At 51.5% G+C, this 18,855-nt stretch carries 16 protein-coding genes; 10 read left to right on the top strand and 6 right to left on the bottom strand.

Translation table 11 applies throughout. From position 1 onward, the window contains the following. Positions 1–47: 47 nt before the first annotated feature. A complete protein-coding gene (locus ACYVBJ_RS05940; protein ID WP_460981382.1) occupies positions 48–3,737 on the top strand; it encodes a PAS domain S-box protein in 3,690 nt (1,229 codons plus the stop codon). A gap of 49 nt (positions 3,738–3,786) precedes the next feature. Here the strand turns inward: ACYVBJ_RS05940 and ACYVBJ_RS05945 are convergent, their stop codons facing one another. Further along, positions 3,787–4,224, bottom strand: a complete 438-nt coding sequence (locus ACYVBJ_RS05945; RefSeq protein ID WP_460981383.1) for a WapI family immunity protein — start codon at positions 4,222–4,224, stop codon at positions 3,787–3,789. Between the two features lie 492 nt (positions 4,225–4,716). Between ACYVBJ_RS05945 and ACYVBJ_RS05950 the strand changes: the two genes are divergently transcribed. The 4 genes from ACYVBJ_RS05950 to mnmE all read left to right on the top strand — a co-directional run bounded on the left by ACYVBJ_RS05950 (position 4,717) and on the right by mnmE (position 8,586). After that, on the top strand, positions 4,717–5,097 hold the full coding sequence (locus tag ACYVBJ_RS05950; RefSeq protein ID WP_460978177.1) for a response regulator: 381 nt from the start codon (positions 4,717–4,719) through the stop codon (positions 5,095–5,097). 103 nt (positions 5,098–5,200) lie between these two features. Continuing rightward, complete coding sequence (locus ACYVBJ_RS05955) at positions 5,201–5,962, top strand: MBL fold metallo-hydrolase (RefSeq protein WP_460981384.1); 762 nt, start codon at positions 5,201–5,203, stop codon at positions 5,960–5,962. A gap of 126 nt (positions 5,963–6,088) precedes the next feature. Beyond that, positions 6,089–7,123 carry an oxygenase MpaB family protein gene (locus tag ACYVBJ_RS05960; protein WP_460981385.1) on the top strand — a complete coding sequence of 345 codons (1,035 nt, stop codon included), beginning with the start codon at positions 6,089–6,091 and terminating at the stop codon, positions 7,121–7,123. Positions 7,124–7,212: 89 nt separating this feature from the next. Then, positions 7,213–8,586, top strand: coding sequence for a tRNA uridine-5-carboxymethylaminomethyl(34) synthesis GTPase MnmE (mnmE, locus tag ACYVBJ_RS05965; protein WP_460982122.1), 1,374 nt, complete (start codon positions 7,213–7,215; stop codon positions 8,584–8,586). Between the two features lie 34 nt (positions 8,587–8,620). Here mnmE and ACYVBJ_RS05970 read toward each other — a convergent pair whose 3' ends face one another. The 5 genes from ACYVBJ_RS05970 to ACYVBJ_RS05990 all read right to left on the bottom strand — a co-directional run bounded on the left by ACYVBJ_RS05970 (position 8,621) and on the right by ACYVBJ_RS05990 (position 14,483). After that, positions 8,621–9,937: a sugar MFS transporter gene (locus ACYVBJ_RS05970; RefSeq protein WP_460981386.1), complete on the bottom strand. Its 1,317-nt coding sequence runs from the start codon at positions 9,935–9,937 to the stop codon at positions 8,621–8,623. Positions 9,938–9,984: 47 nt separating this feature from the next. Then, positions 9,985–11,193 (bottom strand): N-acetylglucosamine-6-phosphate deacetylase, encoded by a 1,209-nt coding sequence (locus ACYVBJ_RS05975; protein WP_460981387.1) that lies wholly within the window; start codon positions 11,191–11,193, stop codon positions 9,985–9,987. Beyond that, on the bottom strand, positions 11,190–11,957 hold the full coding sequence (locus ACYVBJ_RS05980) for a glucosamine-6-phosphate deaminase (protein WP_460981388.1): 768 nt from the start codon (positions 11,955–11,957) through the stop codon (positions 11,190–11,192). The genes ACYVBJ_RS05975 and ACYVBJ_RS05980 overlap by 4 nt, the downstream gene beginning before the upstream one ends. Before the next feature lie 73 nt (positions 11,958–12,030). Then, a complete protein-coding gene (locus tag ACYVBJ_RS05985; RefSeq protein ID WP_460981389.1) occupies positions 12,031–13,398 on the bottom strand; it encodes a Gfo/Idh/MocA family protein in 1,368 nt (455 codons plus the stop codon). A 59-nt stretch (positions 13,399–13,457) separates the two neighbouring features. Next, entirely contained in the window at positions 13,458–14,483 is a 1,026-nt protein-coding gene (locus tag ACYVBJ_RS05990) for a Gfo/Idh/MocA family protein (protein ID WP_460981390.1), read from the bottom strand. Between the two features lie 421 nt (positions 14,484–14,904). On the opposite strand from ACYVBJ_RS05990, the gene dinB reads away from it, so the two are divergent. From dinB to ACYVBJ_RS06015, 5 genes are all read left to right on the top strand, one after another. Further along, entirely contained in the window at positions 14,905–15,984 is a 1,080-nt protein-coding gene (dinB, locus tag ACYVBJ_RS05995) for a DNA polymerase IV (protein WP_460981391.1), read from the top strand. A 187-nt stretch (positions 15,985–16,171) separates the two neighbouring features. Beyond that, positions 16,172–16,582: a hypothetical protein gene (locus ACYVBJ_RS06000; RefSeq protein WP_460981392.1), complete on the top strand. Its 411-nt coding sequence runs from the start codon at positions 16,172–16,174 to the stop codon at positions 16,580–16,582. Between the two features lie 108 nt (positions 16,583–16,690). After that, positions 16,691–18,091, top strand: a complete 1,401-nt coding sequence (locus ACYVBJ_RS06005; RefSeq protein WP_460981393.1) for an MFS transporter — start codon at positions 16,691–16,693, stop codon at positions 18,089–18,091. A gap of 77 nt (positions 18,092–18,168) precedes the next feature. After that, positions 18,169–18,366, top strand: coding sequence for a hypothetical protein (locus ACYVBJ_RS06010; RefSeq protein ID WP_460978165.1), 198 nt, complete (start codon positions 18,169–18,171; stop codon positions 18,364–18,366). Continuing rightward, positions 18,357–18,848: a DUF6036 family nucleotidyltransferase gene (locus tag ACYVBJ_RS06015; RefSeq protein ID WP_460978164.1), complete on the top strand. Its 492-nt coding sequence runs from the start codon at positions 18,357–18,359 to the stop codon at positions 18,846–18,848. The genes ACYVBJ_RS06010 and ACYVBJ_RS06015 overlap by 10 nt, the downstream gene beginning before the upstream one ends. Positions 18,849–18,855: the final 7 nt, after the last annotated feature.

The following is an 18,855-nucleotide window of genomic DNA, read 5'->3' on the forward strand; positions in this document are numbered from 1 at the left end:
GTTTGTCAGATTGCAACACGGAGACTGACAAAACTAGTAACTGCACCATGCACTGGTCGGCAAAAACAAAAGATGAACTAGTGGCCGAAATCCAACGGCTGCATCAGGAACGGGATGGCGTACTGACCGCCGAAGCACAACCCGGCTTCGACGTTGAACATACGGTCAATCAATTGAATCTGGTTGGATTTACCATCGAACGCGACGGAACGTTACGGTATGCCAATCCGTATACGTACCGCGTAACGGCCTGGCAACCGGACGATATAGTCGGCAAAAACTTTTTCGATATCCTGATTCCCCCCGTCGATCGGGCCCGGCTCGAACTGGACTTTGAGGAAGCGCTGGCGAAAGGCGGTTTTCTCGAACAAAAAGAAATCAGCCTGTTGGCCCGTAGCGGGGCTACCCGTAACGTCCAGCTCAATTCACTCATTCTGAACGAGTCCGGCGGAACGGTATCGTCGTTTACGGTGATCGGGGAGGACGTAACCAACAAACGGCGGGTGGCTTCGGCCTTATCGAACACGAACGCGCAGTTGCAGGATCTGGTCGACAATACGTCGGATCTGATTCAACTCCTGACGCTGGACGGAAAATTTATTTTCGTAAACCGGGCCTGGCGGGAAGTGCTGGGCTACGGGTCCGAAGAGATTGCCGCCCTGAACCTGCGCGATGTGCTGCACCCCGATTACGCCACCAGCACCCTGTCGCTGCTCAAACGCATTCAGGAAGGCGACAAGCTCCCGTATTTTGAAACCGTGTTCCGGAGTAAGTCCGGTAAAACTCTGTTTCTGTCGGGCAGCGTAAACTGCCGGTTCGACAACGGCCGACCGACCGCATTTCGGTGCATTCTGCACGATACGACCGGTAAAATCAGGGCCGAAAAATCCCAGAAACTGTATTACAGCATTGCCAACTGGACCATCAACACGCCGAACCTCGACGAACTGTATCAGAAAATTCACGAGGAGTTAGGCAACATTATCGACGCCCGTAACTTCTTTATTGCCCTCTACGACTCCAGCAAGACGTATCTGTCGTTTCCGTACTACGTTGATGAATACTTCGGCGGCAATATGCGCTTCACCAAACGTAAGCTTGGCAATGGACTGACCGAATACACCATCCGCGCCAATAAGCCGCTGTTTTTATACGAAAAAGATATTCGTCAACTGGCCGATCAGCACCAGATTGATCTGTATGGCCAGCTTCAGCCGCAGGTTATGCTGACGGCTCCGCTGCGGATTGGCGACGAAATTACGGGGATTATCGGCGTGAAGTCGTACGACGACGCCCGGATCTACGGCCCGCGTGACCTGGAACTGCTCGAATTCATCTCGGGTCAGGTCGCCCTGGCCATTGCCCGCAAACAGTCCGAAGCCGCGCTTGATAAGCAGAATGCCCGGCTGAACGCTATTTTCGACAGCAGTACGTACCTGATCTGGTCGGTCAACAAAGCGCTGAAACTGACCTCGTTTAACAAGAACTACGCCCGACTGATTGAGTATCAACTGGACGAAACGCCGACCTTGCACTCCAGCGCCCCCAATCTGGGCTGGCGAATGATTGGCGACGAAAACCGGAAGATGCTGGAAGAAAAGTACCGCCAGGCATTTCGGGGGTTCGCACAGAATTTTGAGCTTCATTTCGACAACCAGAAAGGAGAGACGTACCTGGAGTTTCACCTGAATCCGATTCTGCTGGCAGGCGGGGTAATTGACGAAGTGTCCGGTATTGCCCGCGACATTACCAACCGGAAGCGGGCCGAAATCGCTACGCGCCAGAGCGAAGAGAAATTCCGGGGTATCTTCGAGAACCTCCAGGACATCTACGCGCGGGTGGATCGGAAAGGACGTATCACCATGATCAGTCCGTCGGTCTTTAAACGCATGGGTTATACACCCGACGAAGTGCTGGGCGAAGACGTAACGAATTTCTTTATTGACAAGAGCATTATCCACCGGGCCATGATCAAGCTCGGGCGCAACCGCAGTCTTCGCAATTTTGAGGCTAGTATGCGTCGCAAAGATGGGTCGGAACGGCAGTTCATGTTTAACATGCTGCTGCTCAACGACGATCCGGCGTCTGACTCGGTCGTGGCGGTGCTGGCGCGCGACATCACAGAACTCAAGCGCCAATCAGCCGAACTGGTCAAAGCCAAAGACGAAGCGGAACGGTCGCTAAAGGTGAAAGAGCGGTTTCTGGCGAATATGAGCCACGAAATCCGCACGCCCATGAATGGCGTTATTGGCATGATCGACCTGCTGAACGATACACAGCTGGACGAGGAGCAGCGCAGTTACGTAAAAACAATCAAACGTTCTTCCGAAACGCTGCTCAACATCCTGAACGACATTCTCGATCTGTCAAAAATTGAAGCCGGTAAGATGGTGCTGCACGAAGCGCCGGTGGCCTTCGCCGAAATCTTCGAGAAGCTCATTGCTTTATTTGGTCAGCAGGCCCACTCAAAAAATAACGAGCTAACGTATCACCTGACGCCCGATTTACCGACGTTCGTAATTGCGGACCAGACGCGGCTGTTACAGGTCTTATCAAACCTGACTTCCAACGCGATTAAATTCACCGAGAACGGCGCGATACGTGTCTACGCTTCGCTGATCAGCAAACGGGGGAAATTCAACCGCATTCGGATTGAGGTCCGGGATTCGGGCATCGGCATCTCGTCGGAAAACATCAACCTTTTGTTCAACTCGTTTAGCCAGGTCGATACGTCGTCGCGTAAATCGTTCGGCGGCACCGGACTCGGGCTGGCCATCTCGAAGGAGCTGGCCCATCTGATGAAAGGCGAGGTCGGTGTGGAATCGGAGGTAGGAAAAGGCAGTACGTTCTGGTTTACGATCGAGTTAAAGGAAACCAGCATCAGCCCCACGCAGCAGACAACCGAAGCCGCCGAAATCACGCTGGCTAACTTCTTCAGCGACTACCACCCGAACGTATTACTGGTCGACGACAATGCTGTAAACCGCAAGGTCGCCAGTGAGATCCTGCGCAAAGCGGGCTGCATTGTCACCACGGCCGACAGTGGCCCAGCCGCCATTGACGCGGTTGCCCAAAGGAGCCTGGACGTACCGCAGGAGCCTTCGTTCGACGTAATCTTCATGGACATTCAAATGCCCGATATGGACGGCGTGGAGACAACCCGGCAGTTACGCGATCAGTTTGGTCAGCGATTGCCAACGGTTGTTGCCATGACGGCGTATTCGATGCGGGAAGACCGGGAGCGCTTCATCAGCCAGGGACTCGACGATTACATCGCCAAGCCGATCCGGGCGCAGAGCCTGATTGCCAAGGTCAAAGAGATTGCCGACGCGAGCCGGGCCAAACACCGTACCGATGTTCCAAAACCCGTGCAGAAACAGCCGGTAGGGCCGGAGCTCACTCTACCCATTATTGACGCTGAGATTGTGGACCAATTGCGTGATATTGGTGGCCAGGAATTGGTCGACAGTATTATGGAGGAGTTTGTTACGGAAGCGACCGAGCTCGTGCATGGTGCCGTTGATGCCTATAAATTAGGCGATATTCCGACCGTTAAGAGCCATTTGCATACCTTGAAAGGGAGCGCCGGAACGATTGGAGTGGCGCGGGTGGCAGACATTGCCCGGACGGCCGAGGGTAAGCTGAAAGTGAACGACACGAGCGGTTTGTCTGATGCGCTGGAAGCCTTACAACACGCATTCGCTGACTTTGTAGAAGAGCTAAGTCACCAGAACTAATTGTTCTCACCCAGTCGGCTTGTTCGTTAAGCCGACTGGGTGAGCTTATTCAATCCCGTACGGGAAAGCGTTGCAGTTGATGGTGCAGATCGGAAATAGCGCCCTGAAGTTCACGTTTGTCGGGCGCTACGGGCAGGTAAAACGGTACGGGCTCCCGTTGCCAGTCAGGCTGCGCATCGGAGCTTAGCTTAATCCGGAACCGATAGTCGCCGTACCCCCTCGATACGTTACTAAATCCCAGTGCGGGCTCAATAAAGGTTAGCTTGGGAGACAGTTCATCTTCGTTGGCTACCGATTGCATCCAGTTGGCCAGGAGTTCAAGCTCCCAGGTTGACAGAATTGAGGCCGTACGCACGCACTCCCGGTTATGGTATTGCGTTTTTAGGCTCACAATAAGCCAGTTGCGGTCTAAGAAGCGGGGTGCATCACTGTATTCGTAATCCAGAATAGTCAGCTCGAAGACACCCTCCGGTCCGGTGAGTCTCATAATCTTAATGGATAAAGTAGAAAAAGAGGAAAGCTTAGCGTACTTCCGCAGCTAAAAACGGGCGGGAAAACCATTCAGTTGCTAACGCGAAGAGAATGGAACAGAGAGCAGACAATCGAAGCCGGTTGAGTTGGCTTGGAAGAATAAAAGTAAAAGAAAAATGGATTGCTTGTGCCGTATTAATACAAATTAATCTCTGCAAAATAGCAATATGCCGAATAGGTAGTCACAGGCTCTGTTTTAAACAGATTGCGTTCGGAGGCTTAGAATTTTTTAATCTGGCCAATTGAATACTTTGATAGACAAAGCCTTATAGTAATTAGCCGAAGCCCTGTCCTGAATCAATCAGCTGTTGTGTCGCCGACAGGAGAGTAGTGAGGTACGAAAAACAAAGGGACTGATAGATGGCTACGTAGTCAGGAGTCGTTTTTGCGTTTGAGTATTTAACTGCTAATTTCACCACGCTAAATGTAACCCGATATCACAAGCCTTATGTCAGCTTCCAAACGCGTCCTGATTGCCGAAGATAGCTCTGTTATCCAGAATCTGGCCCGTAAAATTCTTGAGTTTCAGAACTACGATATCACCGCTGTAAAAAACGGTGAGCAGGTATTGCAAATTCTGGAAAAAGAAGATTTCAGTATCTTATTGTTAGACATCAACATGCCGATTATGGACGGCATGGAGTGCGTTCGACGCGTGCGCGCACTGTCGGACCAGACGAAGGCGAATGTCCCTATTGTAGCCATTACCGGCAACGCCAAAAACTACACCGAAGAAGAGTTCAAAACGGCTGGCTTCAACGATGTGCTGGTGAAACCGTTGAACTTCGATCGGCTGGTTGAGGTCGTTAATCAGTTGACGGATAAATAAAAGCGAAAGAGCGAGAGAGTGAATCGGAACGCCGAACCGGAGCGACAGGCGCTAACCACTCTTTCGTTCCGGTTCGGCGTTCCGATTCACTCTTTCGCTCTCTATGGTTGTTACGCTGCTGGGTACGGGAACGTCGTCGGGGGTGCCGCTGATTGGCTGTACGTGTGAGGTGTGTCGCTCCGTTGACTTTCGGGATAAACGGTTACGGTCGTCCATTCATATCGCCGTCGAGGGCCGCAGCTTCATTGTCGATACGGGCCCCGACTTTCGCCAGCAGGTGCTGCGGCTCAACCTGAACGAACTGGATGCGGTCCTGTTCACCCACGAGCATAAGGACCATACCGCCGGTCTCGATGAGGTTCGGGCGTATAACTTTCGGTCGGGACGCGATATTCCTCTGTACGGCCGTCCAACAGTACTGGCGCAACTGCAACGCGAATTTGCGTACGTCTTTGCAGAGCATAAATATCCGGGCGTTCCCCGCGTCCGAATCAACGAGATCACCAACGAGCCGTTTGAGGTGCTTGGCATTCGCATCATTCCCATCGAAGTAATGCACCATAAGCTGCCCGTTTTTGGGTTTCGCATTGGGGATTTTACCTACCTGACCGACCTCAATTCTATTGCCGAAGAAGAACTGCCCAAAGTAATGGGCACCCGAATTCTGGTGCTTGATGCGCTCCAGCGACAGCCCCACATTTCGCATTTTACCCTGGATCAAGCCGTTGCCTTAGCCGAACGCATCGGTGCGGAGCGTACGTATTTTACGCACATCAGCCATAAACTTGGCCTGCACCGTGAAGTCGAAAAAGAGCTGCCGACAGCGATCCGGCTCGGCTACGATGGCTTGCAGATCAAGCTCTGAGAATAGTTGGGCACCGGCGTGGTCGGGGTAAACCAAATGGGTATACGTACCGTTATCCGTTCAGAAGCTGTTTGCATCAATTCAAGTTGATTAATGTAAACAGCTTCTTACAACCGCAATCAACAAATGCCAGCGCTGATTAAGACCGCCCGTACGATTTCCAGTGACGTATTGCAGCACTATCGTCAGCAGGGCGATGGCCCGGCCGATGCGGTAATTGCGGCTGTGACCGAAGCAGGCGGACCGCAGGCGTTGAGTACATTTATGCGCTGGCTGGCAGATACCAGTACAGTTGATTTGAGTCAGCAGCCAGCGGTTGTTCAGGCGTTCTTCAACGACTATGGCCAATTACCACCCTGGGCTAATCAGGACCAGATGGCGCGGGGCATGGCCTTTTTTCAGAAACATGCCGGACTCGTTGGGCTGGTACTTGGCACCTTTTCCCTGCCGTATTGTTACCTCGGGGCTCACGGGGCGCAGGTATTATGGATGACCGAACGGATCAAAAGCGATACGACCCGGCGTTTGCAGGAAACGGGTGAGTGGGTGTTTGCCGTGAATAACCCGAAAGAGTGGGCAGTCGGCCGCTGCCGTGAGGTAAACGCCATACATCGCACTCTGAAAATCCGGCTCATTCACGCAGCGGTACGTTGGTTTTCGCTGCATAGTGGGCGCTGGAACATGGAATGGGGGTATCCGGTCAATCAGGAAGACATGGCAGGCACGAGTGGGGCGTTTTCGTACATTGTTATCCGTGGCTTACGAAAAGCAGGCGTAAAGGCCAGCGAAGCCGACGAGGAAGCGTACCTGCACCATATCAACGTAGTTGGGTATCTGAACGGGGTGACCGAAGAACTGCTTCCTCAAAACCTGCGGGAAGCATTTCTGCTGGATCGTATGATTGCCAAGCGGCAGTTTGCGCCCTCCGAAGCAGGCATTGGGTTGACAAAATCGCTACTAAACTCGATCGGCGAACAACTCGGCAGCGATACGTTCCGGAACCTGGCAGCGGCTCAAATGCGTTTCTTCCTCGGCGACAGGTACGCTGACCTGTTGGATATCCCCTCCGTTGCGCTCGAAAAGCAGTTGGTGGGAGCCGTGAATAAGTTGCCTATTTTTTCAAAGTTAATTCCTGCCAGACTAACTTCGTCCGCTGCGTGACGATCAACGGATCACACGCCACAGTTGGGACGTAGCGTGTGTAGGCAGTAGCAAATTTATCCGTGACGACAGACCGCAGAGATCCAGAAATTCTTCAGTTAGAGCCCATTGCCGCCCTGGCTACCGCACCCGGAATTGGGGCTATAGCCGTTATTCGCATATCCGGAGAGGGCGCTATTGAACTGACAAATCGTATTTTTCGCGGTAAAAAGTTAACGGGCCAGCCGAGCCACACCGCCCACTTCGGCACCATACGTACTACCGATGGTGGCATCATCGACGAAGTGCTCGTGACGGTATTCCGGACCCCAACGTCGTTCACCAAAGAAGATGTCGTTGAGATTTCGTGCCACGGCTCGGAGTTTATCATCCAGCAGATTCTACGGCGACTCACGCAGGAAGGCGTTCGGCTGGCGCGGCCGGGTGAGTTCACGCAGCGTGCCTTTCTGAACGGGCAGTTTGATCTGGTGCAGGCCGAAGCCGTTGCTGACCTGATTGCCTCTGATTCGGAAGCCAGTCACCGGGCCGCGTTGACCCAGTTACGGGGTGGTTTCTCGAAACAGTTGAACGTATTACGTCAGCAGCTGATCGATTTCGTGGCCCTGGTAGAACTGGAACTGGATTTTGGCGAAGAAGACGTCGAATTCGCGCACCGTGATCAGTTGCGCCAGCTGATGCTCGACATTCGTCGGGTGCTCCATCCACTAATCGAATCGTTTTCGGCGGGTAATGCCATCAAAAATGGCGTTCCTACCGTTATTGTTGGAAAACCCAATGCCGGTAAATCGACCCTGCTGAACGCCTTGCTGAACGAAGAGAAAGCGATTGTGTCGGACATTCCCGGTACAACCCGCGACGTAATCGAAGACGAGTTATTCATTGACGGCATCCGATTCCGGCTGATCGACACGGCGGGGTTACGTCAGGCTACGGACCAGATTGAAGCCATCGGTATTGAGCGTACGCAGCAAAAAATGCGGGATGCGGCCCTGGTCCTTTACCTGTTCGACGGTAAGAACTCGACACCCGACGAACTGATCACCGCGATTCAGGAAGTTCGGGAGAGCGGAAAACCGTATCTGTTGGTTGGTAACAAACTCGACGCCATTACGAGCGAACAGAAGCAGGCGTTGGAGATAGCTGCTGATGAGCCCGTTATCTGGATTTCGGCGAAAGACGCCCGCATTGATGAACTGAAAGCTGCGTTATCCGCTCGGGTACGGACAGACGCGGCTGTGCAGACGGGTAGCGCTGTAGTAACGAATGCCCGTCACCATGAACACTTAACGGGCACCGACAATGCCTTAGCGCGGGCTATAACTGGACTCGACGCTGGCATAACGCCCGATTGGCTGGCGATGGACCTGCGGGTCGCCCTGGAACACCTCGGCCAACTAACGGGTGCGATCTCCACCGACGACTTACTAGACTCCATTTTCAGTAAGTTCTGTATCGGAAAGTAAGTGTGATTAACAGGAATGCTGTGGCGGCCGGGGATTATTGCCAGCGTCTGATTTTGTGGCCGTATGCCGCGTAAAACAACAGGTAGAGATAGCAGGGCAGGAGTATCCAATACGCCTGCTGGAGTGAGAATCGGTCGGCAAAGTAGCCGTATACCAGGGGCATGATCGCGTTGCCACACAGGCCCATGATCATTAGCGAGCTGCCCGATTTAGTGAACCGTCCCAAACCGGCCAGCGCCAGCGGCCATATGCCCGCCCAGACCAGCGAATTAGGCAAACCCAAACTTACCAGAAACCAGAACGAAACGCTCATACTATGGCCAAACAGGGTCAGGTTGCCGGGTGCAGAGAGAATACCTACGCTGAATAATACGCCCAGCAACGTACAGATACGTAACGCGTTGACCTGCCGGATGAAGCGGGGAATGGTAACGATGCCGACGATGTAGCCGCAGATCGTGGCAAACAGAATGTAAGACGGAAACCCTTTCGCGTCGATCAGCGAAACGCCCATCGAAGTAGCGTACCCAATTACCGTGTCGATAGCAATTACCTGCGAGCCGACATGAAAGAAAATCGCCAGCGCGCCCAGCACCAGATGAGGAAATTGCAACACGCTGGTTTTGTCGGAGTTAGCTGCGGAGATTCCCTCGCTTTCGTGCTCAGTGTCAATTTCGGGCAAGGCGGAAAACCGAATAAATAACCCCAGTCCAAAGAGCACCACACTTACGCAGGCATACGGCACGATGACGCGCCGGATCAGTTCGTCCAGTGCTACGTTCCGGTCGGCAGGCGTCATCAGGGGCAATTGCTTAAACAATTCGGCGTCGGACGCCCGCAGAATTACTGCGGCAAACAGCAGGGGCGCGATAATGCCAGCCGTTTTGTTGCAAATACCCATGATACTGATCCGCTGGGCCGCCCGTTCGATAGGCCCTAAAATCGTTACGTAGGGATTCGACGCTGTCTGAAGAACGGCCAGACCGGTACCAAGCGTAAACAGGCCCGTTAAAAACAAGGCGTACGTCCGTGTGAAGGCCGCTGGAACAAAGAGCAGCGCCCCGAACGACATGATGAAGAAACCAATCATCATACCCCGTTTGAATCCCACTTTTTTGAGCAGCCCCGAAGCCGGCATCGACATCACCAGATAGGAAATGTAGAACGCAAAGGCGACCAGATAAGACTGGAAATGCGTCAACTCGCAGGCTATCTTGAAATACGGAATCAGGATGGAATTGATCCAGGTGACAAAACCAAAGACAAAAAACATGATGCCAATAATTACAATAGAACCCGTTACGTTCTGCTTGGTGAGGGACTGGTTGTCTACTACGTCCGGTGTTTCCATGTTTTTTATCGTCGGTTAGTCTGGGTCAATCTGGTTGGGCGTTTCGGTTACCGACTGCCCGTGAGGACGGGCGCTTCTGAATGGGATTGATACACGAGTTTGCCCTGCTTATAGGTTTCGAGAATTTGGATTCCGTCCGTTGTCCGTTGGAACGTAACGAGGTCGGCGGGGGCACTTACCGATAAACCCTGTTGTTGAGGTAAACCCAGACTGCGGCTGGGACCAACGGAGGCCATATCCCAGACCCGGCCCAACGTGCCCAGCTTTCGGTTGAGGAGATGTTGGATTCCCCGGACTAACGGCTGAGCAGAACCCGCCAATACGTTAGGTGAACCCGCCAGGTGCAGTTTTCCTTCCGCCGTTAGCACAACGCGGCCGCCGATATGCGTGCTGTAGGGGCCAGGTGGGCAACCTGCCAGCCCAACACTGTCACTCACCAGAATGGCCTGCTGGCCTTTTACTTTCATGACCACTTTCAGCACCGCATCGGGCAGATGAAACCCATCGGCGATGAGGCAGGCGGTGAGATCATCCTGCGCCAGCTGCTCCCAGATGTAGTTTGGGTGGCGGGGCAGCATCTGATGCGAAGCATTTCCCAGATGAGTCGACATTCGGGCACCAGCCTCCACTGCCTGGCGAATCTGTTCGGGTGTGGCAGCGGTATGACCAATCGAAACAATCACTCCAGCCGCTGCGCACCGCTTGATAAAGTCGGCGGAGCCAGGCCACTCGGGGGAGAGCGTAATGAGTTTGATCCGGTCTCCGGACGCGGCCTGAAACCGCTCGAATAAGGACCAGTCGGGGGCTTTGACATACGCTTTTGGGTGAGCGCCAATAGGACCCTCCTGCGGAGAAATAAATGGACCCTCCAGGTGAATGCCGCCCAGGCAGGCCTTCACCAGCGGAAAACACTGAGAAGCGTCCCGGATGATTTCCAGCGTTTTCAGGATGCGGCTATCTGCGTTGGTAATCACTGTCGGGCAAAACGACGTAACGCCATACCCCCAGAGGGTATGGGTCAGCGTAAGCATGTCCTCGACCGTCAGCGTATCACTGTTGATATCAATACCCTGAAACCCGTTGATCTGTAAATCCGTGAGGCCTGGGCCAATATACGGCAGCTTATCAGACACTTCAGGGCCAGAGGCAAGTTGGCTGATGTGGCCATCCTGTACCGTGACCGTCAAGGGCTCACCGGTCTGGTAATGCAAGCCATTGATAACCTGATCTGTCTGATTCCTGTCTGGTTTCGTCATGCCGTTACGTACCCGTAAGCGTCCTGGTCTACATAGAGCCTACAATCTGGGTGCCGACGTAGAATCGACGCCGGACAAGCTGTCGTGATCGGCCCCTTCAGCATAGTCTGTATGGCCTGGGCCTTTGTTTTGCCCGGCACGACGCAGAACAAATGCTGGCCGGAAAGTAACGTTGGAATGGTCAGGGTCAGAGCCTCTTCGGGAACGGCGTCAAATTGGGGGAAACAGCCATCGTTTACCTGCTGCTGCCGGCAAACCTCGTCGAGCTGCACCCGCTTAATAACTTCCGGATCATCGAAATCAGCTACGGGCGGATCGTTGAAGGCCAGATGGCCGTTTTCCCCGACGCCCAAACAGACGATATCAATTGGCCCCTCGCTGAGAAGTTGTCTGTAGCGCTCACAGGCCGCCGTGGCTCCCGCCGAATCATCAATCAAAAGGACAGTACGGGGATTTACTTTAGCGAATAACTTAGTTGTTAAGAAATGAGCGAACCGCTGGGGTGCATCGGCAGGCAAACCTACGTATTCATCCATGTGAAAAACGTCGATCCGCGCCCAGTCAATTCCATCGGCAGACGCCAGATAATCGAGCATCTCATTCTGGGAAGGGGCGGCCGCAAACACAATGCGAATACTTTCCTTTGCCCGTAATAACTCTTTAATTTCAGCGGCAATATCCTGCCCGGCGGCCGTTCCCATTTCCTGTCGGGTCGTATACACCCGTACCTCTAGGGCATCAACCTGCTCAATCTGTGCACTCATCGGCTTTGTTTTCAACTGAAAAATGAAATGTGGTTACCAGCGCAGGGATGGTAATGCGGTCTTGTTGGTCTCATCAAACCTTCGGTTCCCAGCCCTTCTGATACTCCCGTTTCCAGAGCTTCATTGCATTGGCGTTACGTTGGATATGCCCATTCGTTGGGTCGATGGCCAGAGTGTCGTTGGAACGTAATGCGATGTTGCCTAACTGACAAAGTAAGGTGCTCTGGTGCCCACCGACTATCTCTGAAGCGAGTGCAGTGCCCTTCTTGATTCCGTCAAAAAAGTTCTGAATGTGGATAGCATCCAGCGCCTGCGACGGGTCCATTTTGTTACGTGGGTCGATAGCTAAGTCATTCTTAACGTCTTTCACCAGCTTGTTATCCAGATCATAAATTTTGTAGGAGTTGCCACTCTCGATCAGGAGCGAACCGGTTTCGCCGTAGAACATGACGCCTACGCTGGTGCCTTCAACGGTTCGGCCGTTGCAGCTTCGGCCCTCCCAGGTCATGCTGGTTTTGTTGGGAAATTCCCAGGTGACCACCTGCGTATCGGGCGTTTCCCAGTCGTCCTGGTACCGGTACCGGCCCCCGGAGGAGGTCACGCGTGTTGGATAGTCAACGCCCAGACCCCAGCGCATCAGATCAACCATGTGGGTACCGTTGTTTAGGCATTCGCCCGTGCCCCAGTGCCAGAACCAGTGCCAGTTGTAGTGAATCAGGTTGTCTTTGAAAGGGCGTCGGGGGGCCGGGCCCTGCCACAATTCGTAATCTAACCAGGCCGGAACCGCTGCGTCCTTACCCGTGCCGATGGAGGCTCGATTGTTGGTGTACCAGCCTTTGGCGAAATATGGCCGACCAATGGCTCCGCTTTTAACTTCAGCAATTGCCTTAGCTACGTTAGGCCACGAGCGTCGCTGGTTCCCCATCTGAATGACGTTTTTATGCCGTTTGACGGCTTCCACCAGCAATTCCCCTTCGTGGGGGTTGTGGCTACAAGGCTTTTCGAGGTAAACGTGTTTGCCGGCTGCTGACGCCAGGATCGCTGCGGGCGCGTGCCAGTGGTCTGGCGCGGCAATGATCAGGGCGTCCATATCCTTATTTTCCAGCGCTTTCCGGAAATCGGTTTGCTCTTTCGGCTTTGCTTTTTGGATACGTTCAACGGTTGACAGGCATTTATCAGCCGCCCGTTTATCGACGTCGGATACGGAAATAACGTCGCAGTTTGGCTGAAGGGCAAAATTGCTCGCCAGGGCTAGGCCACGGCTATTGACGCCCATCATACCGACTCGTACCTTTTCGTTGGCCCCCAGTATTCTGGCGTAACTTTTGGCACTAAAACCGGGCAAAATACCACCCACCGATAAGGCTACGGTGCCAGAAATGGCTTTACGGATAAAATCTCGTCGTGAGTCGTCATAATGAGCGCTTTTGGGGTTTTCCATACTGGCAATGATCGTAAGGTTAAGCGTAAATGAGTAGTGTTGGTTGGCCACAAGTTTTATCACTTTACGGCGGCTTTCTTTTTTGCCTTTTCCAGCACGCTGTCCAGGCTTATGGCTATGCCTCCCCGGCGTTTACTTTCGTCAGCGGCTTCCATAAACGCAAAAATTTCGATGGTCTCTTCCGGGCTTACTGGCGGCTTACCAGTTTCAAAATACGTAATGATTTCTTTGAGCAGTGGCTCGTAGCCGCCGTACGGACCAAGTTGAACGTTGCCTGTCTGGGTGTAAACTGTTCCACCGTAATCGTGTTTGCCGGTCCGTGTGCCCCGAAACGTACCAATCCGACCGTCGGCCCAGGTGCCTACCACCATGTCGGTTCCTTCGGTGTTGATACGTACCACTTGCCGACAACCCGTGCCCATGGCTGTATACAACGTTTCTACCCCGTGAACGCCGTACCAGAACAAGTCGGGATGCGTTTTTTCGAGTACGGCCGGGCTGAACGTATCGGCTCCCAATACCTGACGTTTATCAATCCCTTCCATGCCTTTTATGTACCGTAACGAAGACGCCGAAAAGATGGGAATCTTGTACGTTCGGGACAGTTCAAATATGACGATCACATCGCCGAGGGAGGCCGCAATCGGTTTATCAATAAAAACGCGTTTCCCCGCTTTAAGAACCTGAGCTGCCTGCTCCCGATGCAGTCGTCCGTCGTTCGTTTCCAGCAGAATGACATCTACTTTTCTGAGCAGCTCGTCGATGGAATCGACAATGGCCACGTCTAGTTTTTTCACCTCATTGATGTAATCTGGAATTCGTTTCGTACTGCTTTCAATATCCTTACTACCGTAGGGATAAGCGGCAACAACCTTGTAGCCAGCATACTCAGGATTAGCCTCCGCAACATTCAACGCTTTGGTAAATGCTACGCTGTGCGAAGTATCCAGACCAATAATGCCAATCCGTTTTCCATCTTTAGGCGGATTTTTTGCCAATAGGGCTGAACCCCTCATGCTGAACACGAGACTACCTATTGTTGCTTTTTTGAGAAAATTCCGTCGGTTTTGCGTAAGCAGAGGCATAGAATTGAAAAGGAGCAATGGAGGGGTAAACGAATTTCAGCGTAACGATTAATGAGTCATACCTAAGCGAAGTCTGAACGACAACGTAACGGCTCTTTTATAAAATGAAACCTGCCAACAACTTGACCGCGTTTGTTGGGGACATGCTTCATGAAGTAAGGCTCATTGGTTGTTTTTCTACCCAGGATCAGGGATGAGGTACTGAGCTTTTGGCGGCAGATTAGTTGATAGTCAATCGAGATATAAAACAAGTGTACACCGAAGCGAAAATCAGACTTGCGCTGAGAATCAGCTGAGTTTTGCCTTGAAAGCGTGTTTATGGCTAAACAGTATTTGCAGGTAATCATTTAAGCCATCGGTCCCAGTGGCGTGTAATAGACTTTTGCTATATATTTGGTCTGTATAGTAAGAGAGGCTGTTAATGAGCGTAGACCAGCACCGCCGAATCATCCATATTGACATGGACGCGTTTTACGCTTCCGTAGAGCAGCGTGATAACCCAACATTGCGGGGAAAGCCGATAGCCGTGGGCGGGTCGCGCCAGCGCGGTGTAGTGGCTGCGGCAAGCTATGAAGCCCGGCAGTTTGGCGTCCGCTCGGCCATGGCATCAGTGGTCGCCAGTCGTAAGTGTCCCGAACTGATTTTTGTGAAACCCCGATTTGAGGTTTACAAAGCCGTTTCTGCTCAGATTCGGGCTGTTTTCGCTGAGTATACCGAGTTAATCGAGCCGTTATCGCTCGACGAAGCGTATTTGGACGTAACGGCCAGTACGGGCCCTACTCAATCGGCAACCCAGATTGCGCAGGCCATCAAAGAACGGATCAAGGCTGAAACCGACCTGACTGCATCGGCCGGGGTGTCTTACAACAAATTTCTGGCAAAGCTGGCTTCGGATTACCGAAAGCCCGATGGTTTGTTTGTCATTAAGCCGAATCAGGGGCTGGCTTTTGTTGAACAGCTAGCCGTTGGGCAGTTTCATGGGATCGGACGCGTAACGGCTGAAAAAATGAATCAGCTGGGAATTATGACTGGACTGGATCTCCGGCAACAAACGGAACAGTTGCTGACCCGGCACTTTGGCAAAGTAGGGCATCACTACTACTCCATTGCCCGGGCGGTTGACGAACGGCCTGTAACGGCCAATCGGGTTCGTAAGTCGGTCGGTTCGGAAAATACATTCGAGCAGGATTTAACCGACGAAACCGAACTGAAAGAGGGCCTGGAACCGCTCATAAACGACGTATGGACGTACTGTGAACGGACGGGCATAAGCGGACGTACCGTAACGCTGAAAGTAAAATATGCCGATTTTCAGCAGATCACCCGCAGTCATACCACCCTTGGCCTAATTCCCCATATAAGTCACCTGGTACGTATCGTTATGGACCTGCTTGCTTCGGTTGTTCCGCTGGTAAAGCCGGTGCGGTTGCTGGGCGTATCCATGTCGAATCTTCAAGCCGCTGACCCAACCCAGCAGGGACAGCTCCAACTGAACTTATAGTGGGTCTATTGTTAGAACCGGCTTTGCAAGCGTATACTGAGTAGCGTAAATTACCGGCCTGATTGCTTCATAATTAATCACATAAACAAGTTAGGCCAACCAGAAGCACGAGTTAATTGCTTATTTTTAGCCGGGCGATCGGGCTCATTGGTAACTAAATTTCCTCCGTTTATTCGTAACAGTAACTATGAAACGTATCTGTATTGCCTTGGTACTTCTGGTCGGTTTAATCGGCACCTCGACAGCTTCATTCGCGCAGACTAAATCTGTGGAGGACGAAAAATTCGTTTTTCTCAACAACGGCGCAACGGTGGGTATGATCGTTAAATCAGTGCTGAAAGCCGATAAACAGCGGCTTAAACTAACGGACGAGCAACTGCCCAAAGCCAAACAAATCATCACCGACGCCACGGTCAAGTATAACGAGGGTGTGAAGAAGATGAAAGCGTCATCGGGTCTTAATAACAAGAAATTACGGGTTTTTGCGATTGAGGTTGAGACCGAAAAAGTACGCCAGTACAAGGCTATTCTAACGAAGCAGCAGTACGATATACTGGTCGCTAATCACAAGAAAATGTATCCCGAAAGTAAAGTATAGCGGCCCTGCGGATCCCGCAGTTGGGCACCGGGCAAACGGGAACTGATCTTGCACCAATGGCCCAGGTTTTATACCTTCAAGATTTTAAATCTAACCTACGTAACCGTAATGCTTTCTACAACCCGTATTAAGCTTTCCGTCATGATGTTTCTCCAGTTTTTTGTCTGGGGAGCCTGGTACGGACAGATGAGTAAGTACTTATTAACCGAGTTAAAGGCAACCGGCGATCAGGTTGGCAACGCCTATGCTGCCTTTTCGCTGGCGATGATCATTGCGCCCTTTTTTGTGGGAATGATCGCCGACCGATACTTTGCCGCTCAGAAGGTGCTGGGTGTACTTAACCTCCTCGGCGCGGTTGTATTGTTTTTCATCACGCAAAATACGGATCCTAATCAGTTCTTCTATCTGATTCTGGCCTACTGCATTACTTTTGCACCAACGCTCGCGCTGACCAACTCAATTGCCTTCACTCACTTAGATAATGAGGGGTCATATAAATGGTTAAAGATAGTAGGTGGACTTTTGTGTCTTATAGCTGTACCAATCTTTGTTTATTTCCGATTCATTACATCCATTTTTATTGATAGTCTGGTTCCAACAATAGTTCCAGTTGTATTATTAATAATAGGAGGTCTCTTTATCGTTTTTTCACCTACTATAAAAAATAGAGATGCCTTTCCATTTGTCCGGGTAGCTGGTACTTTAGCATGGATTATTGTTACAAATATTGTTGGTTTTCTGGAGCTTGGCGATAAGGTGGCTATATTTCAATTGTCAATGTATTCGGCCGTAGTGCTGGGCATTTTTGCTTTCTTCCTGCCTAACACTCCGCCTAAAGCAACGGTATCTACTTCGTTCTCGCAAATTCTCGGTCTTGATGCATTCAAGCTGTTTAAGGACCGCTCGTTTGCCATCTTCTTTTTGTCGTCAGTGCTGATCTGTATTCCGCTGTCGTTCTATTACGCCATGGCGAATCCGTCCCTAACTGATGGAGGTATGCAGAACGTAGAGAGTAAGATGTCTCTGGGACAAGCTTCAGAAGTGATTTTTATGCTGCTGCTTCCCCTGGCGTATATCCGGCTAGGCGTTAAGAAAATGTTGATCGTTGGCCTGATCGCCTGGATTGTGCGGTTCATCTGCTTTGGCTACGGCGATGCGTCGTCGGAATGGATGCTATACATTGCGATTGTGTTGCATGGTGTCTGTTATGACTTCTTTTTCGTAACAGGCCAGATTTATACCGACAATAAAGCAGGTGAGAAAATTAAATCATCCGCGCAGGGGCTAATTACGCTGGCTACGTATGGCATCGGCATGGGTATCGGTTCGAAGCTGTCGGGTATTGTACTCGATATGTATACGCGCCCGGATGGTACGAAAGACTGGCTGTCGGTGTGGCTCGTTCCGGCCGGTATTGCCGCTGTTGTACTCGTCGTATTTGTTCTGTTGTTTACTGACAAGAAAAAAGTGGTGCCCGCCGAAGATGAACTCGTGACGGGACCGTTGTAAATCGAAGCACGAAAAAGAAGGCAAGAGAACAGGCTGCAATTGGCGGTACTTCTCTTGCTTTTTTATTTTGGGAAACTATGGAAAAGAAGCGACGGATTACGTTCTACACTGACTTAAACGGCCCACACGAAGATCAGGTGCGGGAACAGGTTGCCATGACCCCCGAAGAACGCTGGCAGGTTTTTGTTAAGCTCCGAAGAACCTACTACAGCTTAGTCGGCAATCCGCCTAAACTGACAAAGAGTATTACTATTACTAAGCCGTCATGGATGTAGAAAATTCTGAGTTTTTGGAGTTCGTTAAAGCCGCTGACCAACATGAACTACAATACATTCTTATTGGTGGCTTAGCTATGATTTTAAATGGTGCAGTGCGATTTACGCAGGATGTTGACTTATGGCTTGAACCAACTAATGATAATAAAGATCGTTTCGTTAATTCTTTATTGACATTCGGCTATGATGAAGATCAGGTTAGAGGAATGCGGGAAGCTGATTTCACTCAACCGCAAATGATTCGTATCCACGATATTCCAATGGATGTTCTAACTAGTATCCATCACCGGTTAGACTACTTTGCCTGTAAGAAACGAGCAAAAGCGTTCACAACTAAAGGTGGCCAAACGGTTTATTTTCTACACATAAATGATCTTCGCGAGACAAAAGTATTAGCGCGACGTACTAAAGATTTGAACGACATTGTCATGATCGATGAAATCATCGAAGAAGTAAAACGACAAGGTAAATCGTTAGACTAGTGCTTCG

This window comes from Spirosoma fluminis, from assembly GCF_054778895.1.

What these genes read in the sequence shown, in the direction of transcription:
- ACYVBJ_RS05980 (WP_460981388.1), bottom strand. Translation starts at nt 11,957, where the DNA reads ATGAGTGCACAGATTGAGCAGGTTGATGCCCTAGAGGTACGGGTGTAT.
- ACYVBJ_RS05945 (WP_460981383.1), bottom strand. Translation starts at nt 4,224, where the DNA reads ATGAGACTCACCGGACCGGAGGGTGTCTTCGAGCTGACTATTCTGGAT.
- ACYVBJ_RS05990 (WP_460981390.1), bottom strand. Translation starts at nt 14,483, where the DNA reads ATGCCTCTGCTTACGCAAAACCGACGGAATTTTCTCAAAAAAGCAACA.
- ACYVBJ_RS06000 (WP_460981392.1), top strand. Translation starts at nt 16,172, where the DNA reads ATGAAACGTATCTGTATTGCCTTGGTACTTCTGGTCGGTTTAATCGGC.
- ACYVBJ_RS06010 (WP_460978165.1), top strand. Translation starts at nt 18,169, where the DNA reads ATGGAAAAGAAGCGACGGATTACGTTCTACACTGACTTAAACGGCCCA.
- ACYVBJ_RS05985 (WP_460981389.1), bottom strand. Translation starts at nt 13,398, where the DNA reads ATGGAAAACCCCAAAAGCGCTCATTATGACGACTCACGACGAGATTTT.
- ACYVBJ_RS05975 (WP_460981387.1), bottom strand. Translation starts at nt 11,193, where the DNA reads ATGACGAAACCAGACAGGAATCAGACAGATCAGGTTATCAATGGCTTG.
- ACYVBJ_RS05940 (WP_460981382.1), top strand. Translation starts at nt 48, where the DNA reads ATGCACTGGTCGGCAAAAACAAAAGATGAACTAGTGGCCGAAATCCAA.
- ACYVBJ_RS05970 (WP_460981386.1), bottom strand. Translation starts at nt 9,937, where the DNA reads ATGGAAACACCGGACGTAGTAGACAACCAGTCCCTCACCAAGCAGAAC.
- ACYVBJ_RS05950 (WP_460978177.1), top strand. Translation starts at nt 4,717, where the DNA reads ATGTCAGCTTCCAAACGCGTCCTGATTGCCGAAGATAGCTCTGTTATC.
- ACYVBJ_RS06005 (WP_460981393.1), top strand. Translation starts at nt 16,691, where the DNA reads ATGCTTTCTACAACCCGTATTAAGCTTTCCGTCATGATGTTTCTCCAG.
- ACYVBJ_RS05960 (WP_460981385.1), top strand. Translation starts at nt 6,089, where the DNA reads ATGCCAGCGCTGATTAAGACCGCCCGTACGATTTCCAGTGACGTATTG.
- dinB (WP_460981391.1), top strand. Translation starts at nt 14,905, where the DNA reads ATGAGCGTAGACCAGCACCGCCGAATCATCCATATTGACATGGACGCG.
- ACYVBJ_RS06015 (WP_460978164.1), top strand. Translation starts at nt 18,357, where the DNA reads ATGGATGTAGAAAATTCTGAGTTTTTGGAGTTCGTTAAAGCCGCTGAC.
- ACYVBJ_RS05955 (WP_460981384.1), top strand. Translation starts at nt 5,201, where the DNA reads ATGGTTGTTACGCTGCTGGGTACGGGAACGTCGTCGGGGGTGCCGCTG.